Annotated in this window: 15 protein-coding genes; 8 read left to right on the forward strand and 7 right to left on the reverse strand. The window is 68.7% G+C overall.

What is annotated here, in order from left to right:
- The first annotated feature begins 105 nt into the window (after positions 1-105).
- Positions 106-1,020 carry an alpha/beta hydrolase gene (locus tag NVU01S_RS39445; RefSeq protein ID WP_043681482.1) on the forward strand — a complete coding sequence of 305 codons (915 nt, stop codon included), beginning with the start codon at positions 106-108 and terminating at the stop codon, positions 1,018-1,020.
- Here NVU01S_RS39445 and NVU01S_RS39450 read toward each other — a convergent pair.
- Entirely contained in the window at positions 1,017-1,616 is a 600-nt protein-coding gene (locus tag NVU01S_RS39450; protein WP_043681485.1) for a TetR/AcrR family transcriptional regulator, read from the reverse strand. The genes NVU01S_RS39445 and NVU01S_RS39450 overlap by 4 nt on opposite strands.
- Positions 1,617-1,692: 76 nt before the next feature.
- Here NVU01S_RS39450 and NVU01S_RS39455 point away from each other — a divergent pair, with 76 nt between their 5' ends.
- From NVU01S_RS39455 to NVU01S_RS39470, 4 genes are all read left to right on the forward strand, one after another.
- Positions 1,693-2,451 (forward strand): alpha/beta hydrolase, encoded by a 759-nt coding sequence (locus NVU01S_RS39455; protein WP_052281366.1) that lies wholly within the window; start codon positions 1,693-1,695, stop codon positions 2,449-2,451.
- A 78-nt stretch (positions 2,452-2,529) separates the two neighbouring features.
- Complete coding sequence (locus NVU01S_RS39460; protein ID WP_043681488.1) at positions 2,530-4,782, forward strand: serine/threonine-protein kinase; 2,253 nt, start codon at positions 2,530-2,532, stop codon at positions 4,780-4,782.
- A gap of 19 nt (positions 4,783-4,801) precedes the next feature.
- Entirely contained in the window at positions 4,802-5,110 is a 309-nt protein-coding gene (locus NVU01S_RS39465; protein ID WP_043681491.1) for a hypothetical protein, read from the forward strand.
- A gap of 114 nt (positions 5,111-5,224) precedes the next feature.
- Positions 5,225-7,474, forward strand: a complete 2,250-nt coding sequence (locus NVU01S_RS39470; protein WP_043681494.1) for a tetratricopeptide repeat protein — start codon at positions 5,225-5,227, stop codon at positions 7,472-7,474.
- Here the strand turns inward: NVU01S_RS39470 and ybiA are convergent, their stop codons facing one another.
- Positions 7,475-8,041, reverse strand: a complete 567-nt coding sequence (gene ybiA / locus NVU01S_RS39475; RefSeq protein ID WP_043681497.1) for a riboflavin biosynthesis intermediates N-glycosidase — start codon at positions 8,039-8,041, stop codon at positions 7,475-7,477.
- Positions 8,042-8,076: 35 nt separating this feature from the next.
- On the opposite strand from ybiA, the gene NVU01S_RS39480 reads away from it, so the two are divergent.
- The 3 genes from NVU01S_RS39480 to NVU01S_RS39490 all read left to right on the forward strand — a co-directional run bounded on the left by NVU01S_RS39480 (position 8,077) and on the right by NVU01S_RS39490 (position 11,126).
- On the forward strand, positions 8,077-8,835 hold the full coding sequence (locus NVU01S_RS39480) for a tyrosine-protein phosphatase (RefSeq protein ID WP_052281370.1): 759 nt from the start codon (positions 8,077-8,079) through the stop codon (positions 8,833-8,835).
- 267 nt (positions 8,836-9,102) lie between these two features.
- Entirely contained in the window at positions 9,103-9,963 is an 861-nt protein-coding gene (gene erm, locus NVU01S_RS39485; protein WP_043681503.1) for a 23S ribosomal RNA methyltransferase Erm, read from the forward strand.
- Positions 9,960-11,126 carry a lactate 2-monooxygenase gene (locus NVU01S_RS39490; RefSeq protein ID WP_043681506.1) on the forward strand — a complete coding sequence of 389 codons (1,167 nt, stop codon included), beginning with the start codon at positions 9,960-9,962 and terminating at the stop codon, positions 11,124-11,126. The genes erm and NVU01S_RS39490 overlap by 4 nt, the downstream gene beginning before the upstream one ends.
- A gap of 52 nt (positions 11,127-11,178) precedes the next feature.
- Here the strand turns inward: NVU01S_RS39490 and NVU01S_RS39495 are convergent, their stop codons facing one another.
- The 5 genes from NVU01S_RS39495 to ectA form a co-directional block, all read right to left on the reverse strand.
- A complete protein-coding gene (locus tag NVU01S_RS39495) occupies positions 11,179-13,236 on the reverse strand; it encodes an AMP-binding protein (RefSeq protein WP_043681554.1) in 2,058 nt (685 codons plus the stop codon).
- A gap of 581 nt (positions 13,237-13,817) precedes the next feature.
- On the reverse strand, positions 13,818-14,723 hold the full coding sequence (gene thpD, locus NVU01S_RS39500) for an ectoine hydroxylase (protein ID WP_014985951.1): 906 nt from the start codon (positions 14,721-14,723) through the stop codon (positions 13,818-13,820).
- Positions 14,724-14,729: 6 nt separating this feature from the next.
- Complete coding sequence (locus tag NVU01S_RS39505; RefSeq protein WP_014985952.1) at positions 14,730-15,128, reverse strand: ectoine synthase; 399 nt, start codon at positions 15,126-15,128, stop codon at positions 14,730-14,732.
- On the reverse strand, positions 15,125-16,402 hold the full coding sequence (ectB, locus tag NVU01S_RS39510) for a diaminobutyrate--2-oxoglutarate transaminase (protein WP_043681509.1): 1,278 nt from the start codon (positions 16,400-16,402) through the stop codon (positions 15,125-15,127). The genes NVU01S_RS39505 and ectB overlap by 4 nt, the downstream gene beginning before the upstream one ends.
- A complete protein-coding gene (gene ectA / locus NVU01S_RS39515; protein WP_244467532.1) occupies positions 16,399-16,995 on the reverse strand; it encodes a diaminobutyrate acetyltransferase in 597 nt (198 codons plus the stop codon). Before ectA ends, ectB begins: the two co-directional genes overlap by 4 nt.
- Positions 16,996-17,062 lie beyond the last annotated feature (67 nt).

Consider the following 17,062-nt stretch of genomic DNA (forward strand, 5'->3'; position numbering starts at 1 on the left):
GGCCTGCCGGAACGTTCCGGCCCTGGTGCAGACTCGATTTCCCGTGCCGGATCGGCAGGCGAATGCGAGTTGTGGCCGGTGATCGGGTAATTCACGGTGGAAGGCATGGAACGCCCTGATTACGCGAGATTTCTGCCGGCCGAGTACCGCTCGGAACCCCTGATCGAGCCGCTGTCTACCTGGTGGCCGTGGCGAGGCAGACGGGTGCACATCGCCCGTGCCGTCGATCCGGCGGCGACGGTTCGCATGATGATCATTCATGGGGGCGGCGGGTATGCCGGAGCGCTCTGGCCTTTGGCGGCACTCGCCGCCCGCACCAGGATCGAGGTGCTCGCACCGGATCTGCCGCTCTACGGCGATACGGTCGAACCGGACCCGGGCTCCGTCCGCTACGGGGACTGGGTGGAATTGCTCGTCGACCTGGTGCGCGCCGAACAGGCGGCGGACACCCGCCCGCTGATGTTGTTCGGGGCGAGCATGGGCGGCATGCTCGCCTACGAGGTGGCCGCGCGCCACGGCGGCATCGCGCACGTGCTCGCCACCTGTCTGCTCGATCCCGCCGATCCGGTCGCGCGCCGCGCGGCCGTGCGGTTCGCCTGGACCAGCGGATTCGCGCCCACCGCCCTGCGCGCGGCCGATCCGCTGTTCGGCCGGCTGCGCGTGCCCATCCGCTGGCTGGCCGACCTGCGCAACATGAGCCTCGATCCCGCGCTGTCCCGGCTGTGCGCCACCGATCCGAAAGGCGGCGGTGTGCGGGTGCCGCTGCGCTTTCTTTCCGGCTTCCTCGACTATCGGCACACGTCCCCGGAAACGTTCGCGGCCGCGCCGCTCACCCTGGTGCACCCGGCGAACGATCGCTGGACGCCACCGGAATCGTCACTGCGCTTCCTGCGGCGCATCCCCGAGCGCACCGCGGTCGTGCTGTTGGCGAACTGCGGCCACTACCCGATCGAGCAGCCCGGCCTCACCCAGCTGGAAGACACCCTCCGCGCGGTGGCCGAGACCGTGCGCAGCGCCTAGGGAACATCAAGCGGCGCAAGGCGTTCCATCAGCTCCATCAGCTGGTCGACGTCGATCGACTGCCACAGCAGCACCCGGTGCAGGTGCGCGTCGACGGCGTGGAACAGCATGGCCGCGGTCAGCGCCGGGTCCGCACCGCCGCGGCCACAGCGGTGCAGGTGAAAAGCGATCTCGCCGATCGCGTGCGCCTCGAACTCCTGCAGCGCGACGAGGTCCGTCGCGGCCCGCGGCGCGAGCCGGTGCATCAGGCGGTGCAGGCCGGGGTGCTCCCGGTGCGCCGCCACGACCACGTCGAGCACCGCGCGCATCGACCGATCGAACGGCGGCCGCTCGGCGCGCAACTGCGCGAACACCACCTCGAGCCGACCGGCGGCGTCGCGCACGTGCCGCTGCGCCAAGGCGTGGACCAGCGCGTACTTGTTCGGAAAGTACTGGTAGAGCGTGCCGATCGAGACCCCGGCCCGCGCCGAGATCTCATTCGTGGTGGCCGCGATCCCGCGCCGATCGAAGAGCTGGGCGGCAGCCTCGAGCACGAACTCCACGGTCACCACGGACCGCGCCTGCTGCGGCCGCTTCCGCACCCCGTCGACACTCACCCCTTCACTCTCCCGCCCCCACCCCGATTGTCAACAGCAACGGTCGGCCACGCACTCGTCCGGTTACGATGCGGGCATGGGGGTGCATGAGCAGGTCACGTATTCGGTGCTGCGCGGTTTCCGGCCACTACTGTTGGATCTCTATGCGCCGGAAGGGATTACGCGGCCGCCGATCGTCGTCTGGATCCACGGCGGCAGTTTCTCCGCCGGTGATCGGCGCTGGTTGCATCGCACGTTTCCGGACAATGCGGTGTTCGACGAGTTGGTCCGCGCCGGGATCGCGTGCGCGTCCATCGACTATCGCCTGAGCATGGAGGCGACCTGGCCCGCACAGCGCGACGACGTGGCGGCGGCGATCGAGTTCTTGCGCACGCACGCCGACGAATACGGCTACGACGGCGAACGGTTGGGCACCTGGGGCGATTCGGCGGGCGGACATCTGGCCTTGACCGCGGCCTTGACGAACTCGCGGGTCAGCGCCGTGGCCGCGTGGTACCCGATCACCGATATCGCCGCGATGACCGCGGGCGACGAGTCGTTCTCCCCGTGGCTCGGCGGCTGGCCGTCCCGCATGCCGGAGATGGTGGCGCAGGCCAGCCCGATCACCCATGTCACCGCCGCCGCACCGCCCTGTCTGCTGGTGCACGGTGACGCGGACACGGTGGTGCCCGTCGCCCAGAGCGAGCGGTTGGCGGACCGTCTGCGCGAGGCCGGGGTCGCCGTGGCGTATCGCCGGATCGCAGGCGCCGGACACGGGTTCGAGGGATATGCCGATGTCGCCGGGCTGATCGGCGAGACCGTCGGCTTCTTCGGTGACCGGCTGAGCCGGCCCTGACGGGGTCGCGGACTGTTTCGCTGAGCTTTTGCGGGCAAACGTCCGGTTTCCGGGTGGGGGCGGGGATACCATGCGCAGATGGCGCACCCCGCCCCGCCGGTTCCGGGGGCGACGGTCGCATCGGACCGTCCGCCCGCACACTCGCGCGGCACCGGGGTGGCCGCGGTGGTGGAGCGCTTCGCCGACGCTTGGCGCGACAGCGACGAGCCGCCGGACCTACGGGCGTATCTGCCCGACTCCCCCGCCATCCGGCGGGTGTCGCTGATCGAATTGATCAAGGTCGATCTCGCCCAGCGCTGGGGCCGCGGCACGGCGCCGAAACGGCTCGCGGAATACGTCGACGAGCTGCCCGAGTTACGCACCTGGCCGCTACCGCCGGACCTCATCTACGAGGAGTTCCACATCCGGCGCCGCGCGGGCACCTCGGTCCAGGTGACCGAGTACACCGCGGCGTATCCCGAACAGGCCGAGCAACTTTCGGAAATGCTGGCGACCGACGACTATCACAGCACGCTGATGTCGGCGGCCGAGCCGGTGCGGCTGGACGACTTGGCGGCCGGGCAGCAGATCGACGACTTCGACCTCATGACGGGACTCGGCCGGGGTGCGTTCGCCCGCGTCTTCCTGGCCCGGCAGCGATCGATGCAGCGATTGGTCGCGGTGAAGATCTCCCGCGACAAAGGCACCGAGCCACAGACTTTGGCGCAGCTGGACCACGACTACATCGTGCGCGTGTTCGACCAGCGGGTGCTGCACAGTCGCGAACTGCGCCTGCTGTACATGCAGTACGTGCCGGGCGGCACCCTGTTCACCGTGCTCGAACGGGTGCGGGCGACACCGCCCGGCCAGCGCACCGGGGCGCTGCTCATCGAAGTGGTCGACGCGGTGCTGGCGGGCAAGGGCGAGATCAGGCCGAGCGAATCACCGTTGCGCGCGGAACTGGCCGCCCTGTCCTGGCCGGAGACCATCGCCTGGCTGGGCCGCCGGTTGGCCGAGGCGCTCGACTACGCGGGCAAAGCCGGTGTGCTGCACCGCGATATCAAACCCGCGAACGTGTTGCTCACCGCCGACGGCGTGCCCAAGCTGGCCGATTTCAACATCAGCTTCAGCGGCAACGTCTCCGGGGACAGCCCGGTCGCCTATTTCGGCGGCTCGCTCGCCTACATGTCGCCCGAGCAGCTCGCCGCCGTCCATCCGGACCGGCCCAGTTCGGCCGAAGATCTCGACACCAGAAGCGATCTCTACGCACTGGCCGTGCTGCTGTGGGAATTACTCACCGGCCGAAAGCCTTTCGACGACGACGGCGTGACCGGCGGCGATCGCACGGCATTGGACGGCATGCTCGAACGCCGGTCGGGCAGCCCGAAAGCCTTGCCGTATCAGGATCTTCCCGCCGACTGCCCGGCCGCCCTGCGCCGAGTCCTGGTCCGCGCGCTCGAGCCCGACCCGGACAAACGCTGGCCGAGCGGCGCGGACATGGCCCAGCAACTGGCGGTCTGTCTTGACGCGCGGGCCCGCGACCTCGCCGACCCGCCGCCCGGCAGTTGGCGCCTGCGCGCCCGGCTGCTCATGCACCCGATCATGGCGCTGGCCATCGCCGTGCCGAACGCGCTGGCCATCTGGTACAGCTACCACCACAACCGCACGCTCATCATCGGCAAGCTGGACGCCCCCGCACAGCATCGCTTCGACCAGATCGCGGTGACCACCTACGCCCTGTGCTTTCTCCTCGGCTTCGTCGTCACCAATGTGCTGCTGGCCGAGCTGTGGCGGATCTCGCGTGGTTTACGCCGCGGGAAGAACTACGACGCGCGGACGCTCGCCCGGGCGCGCTCGGACACCCTGTTGCTCGGCAAACGCAACGTGCTGACCTGTTTCGCGCTGTGGGTGATCGCGGGCGTCGTCGTCCCGGTTTCGGTGCAGGCCACGGGAAATCACCTCACGGCCGAGTCGTACGTGCACTTCTTCCTCACGCAGATCGTCTGTGGCGCCATCGCTATGGCCTACCCGTATTTCATGGTCAACTTCTACGCGGTGCGCTCGCTGTACCCGATGTTCCTGCCGCACGGCGGGCTCGGCGGCGCGGACGGTCGCCGCCTGCGTCAGCTCGACCGGCGCAGCACCTATTTCCTGGCGATCGCCGCCGCGGTGCCGCTGCTCGGCGTCGCGGGCGCGACTTTCATTCCGGGCGAAGACATTCCGTCGGTCATCGTGCCGCTGCGGGTGCTGTGCGTCGGCAGCGCGCTCGCCTTCGTCGGCGTCTACTGGTTGTTCCGCATGCTGGAGCAGGATCTGGCGGCGCTGCAGCGCATCGTCGCCCGCCGGGATTGACGATCCGGACGGGCACTGCGTGGCGCGGACGCGCCACCATACCGGTGCGGACATCACAGCCGTTGCGTTGCTCGCCGCACAATTTCCGGAACTCGCGCCCGTGTTGTCGGCGTTGCCTGCCGACCGCGGGCTGGTCGCCGGCATCGTGCGCAAGCGGGACGGCTCGCTGAACACCCCGGCGAACCGCGACACCGTGCGCTGTGAGCTGGACGGACGCGCCGCGATACCAAGATCCCGCAGCCACTGGGCGCAGCGGCGACTGGTGCAGGCGCTGGATCGCAGCGCCCGGACAACCGATGAACTGCTCGGTACCGGCGCACCCCGGTGACGTTGCGGGCGGGCAACGGATTGCTGCGCCATTCCCGGCGGGTCCGGGTACGGTATATCCGCCGCAACAGCACAGCGACGGCACGGCCGCATTCGGCGGAAAGGCGGACAGCACATGAACGAGACGTATTCGTCATGGGCTGGGCGGAATTCACCCGAGGACCTACCGCTGGCCGATCGCTATCAGAGCGCGGAACCCATCGTGCTACGCGGTAGCAAGATCTATCCGATGTACACCGAGCAGGTCGGCCCCGCGCCGACCGCGGTGACGCTGACGCTGCTCTCCGCCGCCCCGCCGCCGGGGTTGCGCGGGCTCGGGATGGGCGTGTCCGTGGTGAACGGGTACGTCGCGTTGAACGGGCGCCGGCTGGCCGGCGTCGACGTCTGGTCCGACGCGCTCGTCGGCGGCATCACCTTCGATATCGTGGGCACCGGCTCCGGCACCCTGGTCACCCTGACCCCGGTCTGGGTGGACGCGTTCGGCGAGCAGAAGTCCTGGGTCGGCAACTACGGCATCGTCATCGAGACCACCCCCGACGATCGAATCGTGCTGTGGTGCAGCATCGGCGAGGGGCCCGCCAACTTCGCCAACCTCGTACTCGAGGTGCAGAGCGCGCCCATCGCCCAATACGGCGGCGACTCGGTACCCGCCTCGCCGACCGACACCGCCCCCACCCGCCCGCTGCGGTCGATGCCCACCCCGCCCTCGGGCGAACTCCCCGCCATCCCCGCACACGCCCCGGACCCCGGCTCCATCCAATCGGTCCGCCCGCCCGCCCCCAACGGTCAAGGCCGGACCCTCGCCGAACCCGGCTCACCCCACGCCGCCCGGACCAACCCGCCGAGCGCACCCACTCCGGCCACGCAACCATTCACAGCGCCCCAGGCGGGAAAAGACCCCTTCACGCCCCCACCACTTGCCGAACCCCCGACCGGAAACACCCCGCCTCCGCGGTTGCCCCACCCCGACGAACTGGGGTGGAACACCTCGTCGAGCCGACAGACGCACGCGGGCGAGTTCCCCGGAAGTGTTCCGCCCACCCGCCCCTACACCGAGGCACCAGCCGACAACGGCGCACCCGCGCCGTCGCACACCGATGCGCCTGCCGGAAGCAGCGCTGCATCCCAGCAGTCCCACGCGCCCGGAATGCCCGAAACCCATTCTCCCGCCGAGCAGTTGCGCGCCGAGGGCTTCGCCGGAAGCCGATCACTCGCTCAGCAACTCCACGCCGAGGGGCTGTCCGCGAACAACTCGGCCGCCGCACCACCCCGCACCGACCGACCGCAGGCAAACGACACGTCCGCCGAGCAACGGCCCGCCGGAAGCTCCACCGGAACCGACGCTCCGGCACCACAGCCGTGGGCCGACAGTTCCATCGGAGGCAGCGCTCCCACCCGCCAACCCCCGCCCGACGGCTTGGCCTGGAACTCCTCGCCCGGCCAGCAGGTGCACGCCGCGGACCACACTCCACTCGCCCGACCCGGCACCGAGGGTCCGGCCGAAAGCGGCTTCCCCGCACCGCAGCAGCGAGCCGAAGGCTCCCTCGGCAACGGCTTCGCAGGCTTTGTGGGGTCGACCGGAAACGGTTCGCCCGCACCGGCGCGCTCCGAAGGCCTCATCGGAAACAGCTTCCCTTCGCGGCGCATTCAGCCCGACGACTCGGCCGGGAATGGTCCACCCGTGCAGCAGCAGCGCGACGCAGACCCCGCCGGTCAAAACTTCGGTGACCGGCAAGCACAGGCCGAACGAGCGGCCGGGCCCGCCGCAGCACAGATGCCCGCGACAGAGCATCCCGGAGGCAGTTCCTTTGCCCGGCAAGCGCACGGCGACGGACCCCTGCGCAACGGGCAGTTGCCGCCGAGTCCGCCGCTGTCGCGGGCGGCGCAGGCGCATCGGGACGGACAGGCGCGGAACACCGTGCAGCCGGCGAGCCGACAGGCGCGTGCGGAGGGCCAGGTGCCGCCTGCCATGCCCGCGGCTCAGGCGCAGGCTGAACCGCAGACCGCGCCGCCGCCGAGTCCACCTCCCCCGCCGGACGACGCCGTCACGGTGGACACCGGCTATCGGGCCGCCCTGTACGACTTGGGCGTCGCCATGTACAGCCGCGGCGAAGAGGACCAGGCGTGCGGCCTGTGGGCGCAGGCTGCCGAGGCCGGTCATCCGGGTGCCGCCTACGACCTGGGGGTCGTCCGCTTCCGGCGCGGCGATCTCGAGGACGCCGAGCGCTGGTGGCGCACCGCCGCGGATCGACGCGAGCCGCGCGCGATGGCGGGCTTGGCCGAACTGCTCGACCGGCAAGGCAATTACGCGGAGGCGCGGGTCTGGCGCGTGTGTGCCGAGGAGGAACGTTCGACGAACGCCTGATCAGTTGCCCGGCTGCCCGCCCCGCAGTTGGGCACGCGCGGCCATCAGCGCGAAGCCGAGCAGGTTGAGCCCACGCCACTGCGCGGGATCTTCGGCCCGCGGATCGTCGGCGGGCAGCCCGATCCCCCACACCCGGTCCACCGGACTGGCCTCCACCAGCACCCGATCGCCGGTGCCCAGCAGGTACGCGGCGAGTTCGGCGTGCTGTCCGAATTTCGCTACGTTCCCGCGCACCACGGTCTCGAACCGGTGCGCGCGCCACACACCGCTGTCGAATCCGCGCACCTGCCTGCCGAGTTCTTTCGCCTCTTTCGGGGTGGGCGCGGCCAGCACGCGGGCGGCGTTCTCGCTGTCCCCGAACAGCACCGCTTTGCCCCACATCATGTAGTGCTCGGCGGACTCGAAACGCGCACCACCCGCGGTGAATCGCACCGGCCACCATTGACTCAGGCAGCCGGGACCGAGCCGCCCGTCCCGCTCCGGCTGATGCCCCCAGAACCACAGGTAGTCCACCTTCTCCCCGGCCGCCGTCGCGCCGACCAGGTCTCCCACCGACCGCAGATCCATGATCGAAAGTGTGCCTTACGCATAAGGTCCGAGTGGTGAACAGACACATCTCGTTCGTGCGACTGCACAATTTCCGCGATCTCGGCGGGTATCAGAGCCGGGACGGCCGGATCGTGCGGTGGCGACGCCTGTTTCGCTCCGATTCGCTCGGCAAGTTACAGGGTGCGGACTGGCAGCGGTTCCTGGAGCTGGGCATCGATACCGTCATCGACCTGCGCTATCCATGGGAGATCGAGGCCAAAGGCCGCATCCCGGACCACGATTCGTTCCGCTACCACAATCTCAGCATCGAACATCGCCCATACGATCAGGCGGCCCTCGGCCCCGAGATCGAGGTGGGGCCGTTTCTCGCGGAGCGCTACCTGGAGGTCGCCTACGACGGCGTCGCCGAGATACGCGAGGCCGTGCACGTGATCGCCGCCGCCGAGGGCCCGGTGGTTTTCCATTGCGCCTCCGGCAAAGACCGCACCGGTCTGCTGGCCGCGCTGGTGCTGGCCTTGCTCGAGGTGCCGCAGGAGCAGATCGTCGCGGACTTCGCGGCCACCGGCCTGGCGACCGAACGGCTGGTCGCGGATTGGCGGGCCGCCCGCGCCGGCGCGATGCCGCGCTGGCCGGGTTTCGGGCAGGCGCCGCCGGAGGTGATGCAACTGTTCCTCGCGGCACTGGCCGCCGACCACGGCTCGCTGCACGGCTACGCGGTGCGGCTGCTCGGCGTCGACGAGGAATTGATCGCGGGCCTGCGCCGGAATCTGCTCGAAACGTCCGCATCGGCGGGCGTGCTAGCGCGCGAATAATTCGGTCGCGGGACAACGCGGCGGTGCGGTAGCTTGCCGCACGTGGGCACATTGTTGACGAACGGAGCGTGCGCGGTCGGCGCGTATTTCATCCGGCTGCGCGCGGAGGCCTGGGCTCTGCCAGCGCACCGCACCGCTCCGGTGTCCCGACTGTCCTGATCGGGAGCTACGCCGACGGTCGCTAGCGACCGTCGGATCTCTGTGCCCTGGCATGGGTCCGGGCGAATCACCTTTCCCTGATTCGACCACTCCGTTCGGAGGACACCCATGTCCCGCCATCGTTCCCTGCCGCGCGCCCGCCCCGCGCGCACCCGCAAACGCCTGTCCCAGAATTTCCTCACCGATACCGGCGCCGCCCGGCTCATCGTGCGCTCGGCGGCCTTGCGCGCCGAGGACCTCGTGCTGGAGATCGGCCCGGGTGACGGCATGCTCACCCGGTACCTGCTCGGCGTCGCCGGCCAGATCCGAGCCTACGAGAAGGACCCTGTCTACGCGGCCAGGCTGCGCGGCCGGTATGCGGGCGATCCGCGAATTCAACTGTTCCACAGAGATTTCCGCACCGTGCCGGCCCCGGCGGAGCCGTTCGCGGTAGTCGCCAACGTGCCGTTCGGCGTCACCACCGATATCGTGCGCTGGTGCCTGGCGGCACGGCAGCTCACCTCGGCGACCCTGCTCACCCAGTACGAGTTCGCCCGTAAGCACACCGGCGACTACGGCCGCTGGAGCAAGCTGACGATCACCCACTGGCCCACTGTCGCAATGGAATTGGGCGCCCGGGTGGGCCGGGCCAGCTTTCATCCGGTGCCGAGCGTCGACGCCGCCGTGCTGCGGCTGCGGCGCCGCCCCAACCCGTTGCTGCCCGCGGCAGAGCTGGCCGACTACCGCCAGGTGGTCGAGCTGGGCTTCTCCGGCGTCGGCGGTTCGGTGGCGGGTTCGCTACGGACCCGTTTCCCCACGCGGACCGTGCGGACCGCCTGCCGCGCCGCGGGCATCGCGCCCGACGAGCCGGTCGGACCGATCGACCCGCAGCGCTGGCTCGCCCTCTATCGCGGATTGCGCGGCAACTCTGTCCGCGACAGAAACGTATCGGATACATTTATGTATCAGACAAGGAAGGGCGGCCGGTGACCAGCAACTTCGGTGACTACCAGTTCGAGATCTACCTGCAGGGACTCAGCGGGGTGCAGCCGAGCTTCCCGATGACCCACAGCGAACTGGAAGCCCGCGCGCAGGCCGCGCTGGCACCGGGGATCTGGTCGTATGTGGCGGGCGGCGCGGGCGACGAACTGACCCAGCGCACCAACGTGACCGCCTTCGAGAAGTACGGCATCGTGCCGCGCATGCTGCGCGCCACCAAGGTCCGCGACCTCTCGATCGAGCTCTTCGGCATGCGGCTGCCCGCGCCGGTCTTCATGTCCCCGATCGGCGTGGTCGGCCTCTGCGCCCAGGACGGGCACGGCGATATCGCGACCGCGAAAGCGGCGGCGCGCACCGGCGTGCCGATGGTGGCATCCACCCTGACGGTCGATCCGCTCGAGGAGGTGGCCGGTCACTTCGGCGACACCCCCGGCATGTTCCAGCTCTACACGCCCACCAACCGCGACCTGGCCGAGAGCCTGATCCGGCGCGCGGAGCAGGCCGGGTTCAAAGCCATTGTGGTGACACTGGATACGTGGGTGACCGGTTGGCGGCCGCGCGATCTGAGCACCTCGAACTTCCCGCAGTTGCGTGGGCACTGCCTGGCGAACTACTTCACCGACCCGGTGTTCCGCGGCCTGCTGGCGAAGAGTCCCGAAGAGGATCCGAAGACCGCGATTCTCACCTGGGTCGCGCTGTTCGGCGGCGCGCCCACCTGGGACGACCTGCCCTGGCTGCGGTCACTCACGGATCTGCCGTTGATCCTCAAGGGAATTTGTCATCCGGAGGACGCGCGGCGCGCCAAGGACGCGGGCATCGACGGCATCTATTGTTCGAATCACGGTGGCAGGCAAGCCAATGGCGGGATCCCGGCGATCGAGCATCTGCCCGAGATCGTCGAGGCCGTGGACGGATTGCCGGTGCTGTTCGACTCCGGGGTCCGCTCCGGCGCCGACATCATCAAGGCGCTCGCGCTCGGCGCGACCGCGGTCGGCATCGGCCGCCCGTACTCGTACGGCCTCGCGATCGGCGGGGTGGACGGCATCGTGCACGTGCTGCGCACGCTGCTCGCGGAGGCGGATCTTATCATGGCGGTGGACGGCTACCCGACCATCGCCGACCTGGCCGACGACGCGATCCGGCGACTGCACTGATCGATTGCGGCCGAGTTGTTCTGCCGCACAGGGCAACTCGGCCGCGCCGAGCTCAGCTCGGCTGAATCAGCGTGCGCTTGAGGATCTTTCCGGTCGCGTTGCGCGGGAGTGCGTCCAGGAAGGTCACGTCGCGCGGCACCGAGAAGCGGCTCAACCGGTGCCGGATGTAGTTGCACACCATATCGCGATCCAGGCCGAAGCCCTCTCTGGTCACCACGAACGCGGCGAGGCGCTGCCCGTACTCCTGGTCCGGCACGCCGACCACCGCCACCTCGCTGACCTGCGGCAGATGCGAGAGCGCCTCTTCGACCGGGCGCGGGAAAACGTTCTCGCCGCCGGAGATGATCATCTCGTCGTCGCGACCCGCGACGAAGAGCAGGCCGTCGGCGTCGAGGTAGCCGAGATCACCGGTATCGAGCATGCCGCCCCATTCGGTGGGCGGCTTCGCGTCGGTGTAGCCGTCGAACAGCATGTGGTTGAGCACGAAAATGCGGCCGGTCACCCCGCGCGGCACCGGGCGCAATTCTTTATCCAGCACAGCGAGTTTCGTGCCCAGCGGCGGGCGCCCCGCGGTGGTCGGCGCGGCCCGCAGATCGGCCGGATCGGCGATGGTCGCCCAGGACACCTCGGTCGAGCCGTACACGTTGTAGAGCACGTCGCCGAAGGCGTCGAGAAACTTCACCACCGTCGGACCGGCAAGGGGCGCACCACAACTGGCCACCACGCGCAGACTCGACGTGTCGTAGCGATCGCGCACGTGCGCGGGCAGATCCAGGATCCGGTTCACCATCACCGGCACCACGATCAACGCGGTGACCCGGTGCTCCTCGATCAGCCGCAGGCAGTCCTCGGCGTCGAACCGTTCCGGCAGCACCACACTCGCCCGGATCGGCGTGCTGATCTGCAACGCGGCCAGGCCCCAGGTGTGGAACAGCGGCGCGGGGATGAGCATCGTCTCGTCCATCCGCATCGGGATGCGCGAGAGCAGCGCCGCCACGGTGCCGAAACCCTTCGGCTGCGGCCGCTGTGCGCTCTTGGGTGTGCCGCTGGTGCCCGAGGTCAGCACGATCAGCCGGCCGGGATGGCTGGGCCGGGCGAAGGTCGGCGCGTCGAGCGCGATGAGGTCGTCGACGGTGTTGCGGTCGTAGCGGGTCAGCTGACCGGTCGCGAAGCGGGGGACGGACGCGGCCAGATATTTGGTCAGCGGCTCGTATTCGTCGTCGAGGAAGACGGCGGATAGGCCGTGCCGGTCCGCGACGTCCTCGATCTGCCGGGCCGAGAGGCCGGTGTTCAGCAGCACCGTGTCGACGCCGAGTTTGCCGGTGGCGACCATGCATTCGACCATCGTGACCCGGTTGCGCGAGAGTAGCCCCACTTTGTCCCGCGCGCCGATGCCGAGCATTGCCAGCGCCGAAGCGAGTTTGTGGGTGCGATCGTGCATTTGACCGAACGTGCGCGCGGAAACGCCGTCCACTACCGCGAGCCGATTAGGCGAATGCCCGGCAGCGGCCGCGTAACCACCCGCCAGCGTGAATCCCCAGCGGGCCAGCCCGCCCACCTGTTTGAGCGCGCGGTCGGGCCGGTAGGTGCGCACGACACCGGTGGTCACCATCTGCTTCAACGTGCCGACCTGCTGTTTCGTCGGCGATTCCTCGCCGTTGACGAGCACCGAGGTCGGCGTGCCGAGGACCGCGTCGACGATCCGGGTCAGACCGGCCGTGGTCCAGGCGATCACGTCCGCGTTGTCCTGCTCGGCGATCCAGGGATGAATGCGCCCGGCGCCGAAGTAGGTGATGGTGACCCGCGTCGGCTCCGCCTCGTCTTCCCCGCGCAGCCGCACCGCGGCGAAACTGCCCAGGCCAGGGCATTGCAGCTCGAAACTTTCCAGCTCCTTGCCGACGACCAGCCGCAGCGCGGGCACGGTGAGTTCGGTCTGCGCGTACCGCGCGCGGATCAGCAGCACCGGGTGGGTATCCGAGGTTTCCGCGCGCTCACAGTCGCCGATTCCCTGGAACATGCGGGCGTAGGTCTGCGGGTCCATGAAAAAGTCCCACAGCGCTTTTCGTGCGGCTGCGAACTCCGCGTCTATTGTGATGACATCCGTAACCAACTGCGTGCTTTTCTGCATGGGCCGACCGAGCGGTCTGCGTCGGCATGGTCACGTAGTTGTACCCATCGGTAACAATTAGGTCAAGTACGCAACGCATTGCCATCGATTAGCCAATTAGCTGGTCAAATGCCCATTTTTGGCCGAATCACCTATCGGCCACAGCACAGTGCACAAGGTTCGCGAAATGCCCGCGCGATTGCCGAAACCCCGCTATGCGACCGAGAACTTCACGCGCGCAATGCCGGTCGACCTGCGGTTCGGCATGCGGCACCCGCCGAGCGCACGACGGCATCCCCGCCGACCTTGTTCGGCGCACCAAGACAGCAGTGTTGGCCGAGATTTTGCCGGGGTCAGAAGATCTTTCGGCGCGTCCGGGCCGGACACGAGTGCCCTGGCTGGTACGGACTACCCCCGCGCTCACCTGAGTAACCACTGGCCCCCGCGTCGAAACACGCTCGCGCAGCGGATCGTACCGCCGATCCGGCGACCGCGCGCGGCGAGCGGAACCCGGCCGGATCCGAAAGGCGCCCTTCGCCCGCGCGAACGCGGCGAAGAGCGCCTTCGGTCGGCGATCGGCCAGGTCAGGCGGACAGCGGTGTGAAGTCGCGGCTGCCGATATAGCCGGGCCGCGGCGCGGGCGCGCCGAACGGCTCGACCAGGGTGTTCTCCACGCTGTTGAACACCAGGAAGATATTCGAGCGCGGGAACGGGGTGATGTTGTTCGACGAACCGTGCATCAGGTTGGAGTCGAACAGCAGCGCGGAGCCGGCCCGCCCGGTGAACTGGCTGATGCCGTACTGGTTCGCCAGCGTGGTGATGTCCTCCTGGGTCGGCACGCCGATCTCCTGCTCCTGCAAGGACTCCCGGTAGTGCTCGGCGGGCGTGCTGCCCAAGCACGGTACGAACGTGCGATGCGAGCCGGGCATCACCATCAGGCTGCCGTTGATCGGGTAATTGTCGGTCAGCGCGATGGACAGGCTCACCGCTCGCGGCGCCGGCATGCCGTCCTCGGCGTGCCAGGTCTCGAAATCGGAGTGCCAGTAGAAACCCGTGCCACGAAAGCCCGGCATGTAGTTGACCCGGCTCTGGTGGATGTACACCTCGGAGCCGAGCACCTGCCTGGCCAGCCCGGCGACCCGGGACTCGCGGACCAGGTCCGCGATCGCCGCGCTGAGCCGGTGCACCTCGAAGACCGACCGCACCCGGTTCGACGCTTTCTCCACGATCACGCGTTCGTCGTCGCGCAATGCGGGATCACCTGCCAGCCTGCCGATCTCGGCGCTGAAATCAGCGACCTCGGTGGGCGTGAGCAGTTCGTCGATGCTGGCGAAGCCGTCGGTGTCGAAGGCCGCGAGCGCCGGGCTCTCGACCCGGCCCCACACCGTCGGATCGGTGCGATCCAGGTGCGTGGCCGGTGCATCGATCCGGGTCGGGTAACGATCGATCCGGTCCGTCGAGGGTCGAGTTTCAGTGTGCTGCAAAACCATTACCGCCTATCCCCCGATCGTCGCGGCAACGAGCGGGTACGCGCCGGTGCTGTCGTGGACCTCCTGCCCGGTGACCGGAGGATTGAACACGCACATCATCCGCATCCGGGTGCGGGCCGAGAGCTGGTGGCGCTCGTTCCCGTCCAGCAGATACATCGAGCCGGGACCGAGCTCGTAGGTCACGCCGTTGTCGAGATCGGTGAGCGTGCCCTCACCCTCGATCAACCATACCGCTTCCACATGGTAGCGATAGTGGAACTCGTGCGTGCTGCCCGCATCGATGGTGGTCTCGTGGAAGGAGAAGCCGACGCCGTCGCCGCCGAGGATGATGCGCTTGCTGCGCCAACCCTCCCCGGCCACATCGCGTTCGGTATCGGTGATCTCGGCAGTGGTACGTACGATCATGCGATCGCCCCCATTCCATTGCAGACGGTGTCCACGGCGCCGGTGAGAATGCTCAGGCCGTGGTCCAGTTCCTGGTCGGTAATCGTCAACGCGGGCAGCAACTTCACCACCTCGTCGGTGGAACCCGAGGTCTCCACCAGCAAGCCGCGTTCGAACGCGATCTGGCACACCTTGCTCGCCTGCGACGGGTCGTCGAACACCACGCCGTGCACCAGGCCGCGGCCACGGGTCGAGACGCCGGAGACGTTGCCCGCCAATTCCGTCAGCGTACTCGCGATGCGTTCGCCCTTGGCGAGCGTCGCGGTCTGCAGGGTGTCATCGGACCAGTAGTGCCGCAACGCGACATCGGCCGTGACGAAGGCCGGGTTGTTCCCGCGGAAGGTACCGTTGTGCTCGCCCGGCGACCACTGATCGAGCTCGGACTTGAACAGCACCAACGCCATCGGCAGTCCGTAGCCGCCGATCGACTTCGACAGCGTGACGATATCGGGGGTGATGCCCGCGAGCTCGAAGGAGAAGAACGGCCCGGTGCGGCCGCAGCCCATCTGCACGTCGTCGACGATCAGCAGGATGTCGCGGGCCTCGCAGAGCCCGGCGAGGTGCCGAAGCCATTCCGCGCGAGCGACATTCACGCCGCCCTCGCCCTGCACCGTCTCCACGATCACGGCCGCCGGGCGGTCGAAGCCCGAGGAGGTGTCGTCGAGCACCTTCTCCATCCACTGGAAATCGGCGGTGGTGCCGTCGAAGTAGCCGTCGTAGGGCATGTGTGCCGCGTGCACCAGCGGCACACCGGCGCCCGCACGCTTGGCCGCGTTGCCGGTGACCGAGAGCGCGCCGAGGGTCATGCCGTGGAAGGCGTTGGTGAAGCTGACGATCGTCTCCCGGCCGGTCACCTTGCGGGCCAGCTTGAGCGCGGCCTCGACCGCGTTGGCGCCGGTCGGGCCGGGGAACTGCACCTTGTAGTCCAGCCCGCGCGGCGCGAACACGGTGTCGCGCAAGGTTTCCAGCAGGCTGCGCTTGGCCGAGGTGGACATGTCGAGCCCGTGCGTGATGCCGTCGCTGGCGATGTAGTCCAGCAGCGGCTGCTTGAGCACGTCGTTGTTGTGGCCGTAGTTCAGCGCGCCCGCGCCTGCGAAGAAGTCGAGGTAGTCCTTACCGTCCTCGTCTCGTAACCAGCTGCCCTTGGCCTTCGAGAAGACCGCGGGCCAGGCGCGGCAGTAGCCGCGCACATTCGATTCCAGACTCTCGAAAATGCTCGTGTCGGCGGTGATCATCGGTGGTCCTCCTGCGTTGTGCGAGCGATCGGTGCGATGAGATAGAGGTCCTCGGACTCATGGCTGTCCGGGAAGACGCCCGTATCGAACAAGGGGCGCTTGGTCATTCGGGCGTCACGCTGCCGGGCGACCGAGCCGAACAACGCGATGGACGCGGCGTTGTCGGGCGAGATCGTCGTCTCCAGCGTCGTAACACCCTGGGGTGCAACGGTGTTCAGCAAGGCGTGCAGCAGTTCGGCTCCGGTGCCCCGGCCCCGCTGCGCTCGGTCGACCGCCACCTGCCAGACGAACACGGTGTCCGGTGCCTGCGGCCGGAGGTAGCCGATCACGAAACCGACGACGCGGCCCTGCACTTCGGCGACCACCGTGGTCTCCGCGAAGTCGCGGCACCACAGCAGGTAGGCGTAGCTCGAATTGACGTCGAGGACCTCGGAGTTCTTCGCGATCCGCCACAGCTGGGCGCCGTCCTCGACGCGTGGCTTGCGCAGAACCAACTCGGTCCGGTGGCGGCCGGGGTCCGGACCCAGCGCGGCCGCGGCCTGCTCGACACGGGATCGTTCGATCTCCGCGGTATTCAACGTTGGCACTGACATACAACTCCCTGGTCGGGCCTGTAGTACTTATCCAGGCTTACGAATCAACTTTGAGCTGACCTGGTCG

This window comes from Nocardia vulneris (genome assembly GCF_001613425.1).
Lineage (GTDB): Bacteria > Actinomycetota > Actinomycetes > Mycobacteriales > Mycobacteriaceae > Nocardia > Nocardia vulneris.

Coding starts and splice junctions, on each gene's coding strand:
- NVU01S_RS39470 (WP_043681494.1), top strand. CDS start 5,225: ATGAACGAGACGTATTCGTCATGGGCTGGGCGGAATTCACCCGAGGAC.
- ectA (WP_244467532.1), bottom strand. CDS start 16,995: ATGTCAGTGCCAACGTTGAATACCGCGGAGATCGAACGATCCCGTGTC.
- erm (WP_043681503.1), top strand. CDS start 9,103: ATGTCCCGCCATCGTTCCCTGCCGCGCGCCCGCCCCGCGCGCACCCGC.
- NVU01S_RS39505 (WP_014985952.1), bottom strand. CDS start 15,128: ATGATCGTACGTACCACTGCCGAGATCACCGATACCGAACGCGATGTG.
- NVU01S_RS39445 (WP_043681482.1), top strand. CDS start 106: ATGGAACGCCCTGATTACGCGAGATTTCTGCCGGCCGAGTACCGCTCG.
- NVU01S_RS39460 (WP_043681488.1), top strand. CDS start 2,530: ATGGCGCACCCCGCCCCGCCGGTTCCGGGGGCGACGGTCGCATCGGAC.
- thpD (WP_014985951.1), bottom strand. CDS start 14,723: ATGGTTTTGCAGCACACTGAAACTCGACCCTCGACGGACCGGATCGAT.
- ectB (WP_043681509.1), bottom strand. CDS start 16,402: ATGATCACCGCCGACACGAGCATTTTCGAGAGTCTGGAATCGAATGTG.
- ybiA (WP_043681497.1), bottom strand. CDS start 8,041: ATGGATCTGCGGTCGGTGGGAGACCTGGTCGGCGCGACGGCGGCCGGG.
- NVU01S_RS39455 (WP_052281366.1), top strand. CDS start 1,693: ATGGGGGTGCATGAGCAGGTCACGTATTCGGTGCTGCGCGGTTTCCGG.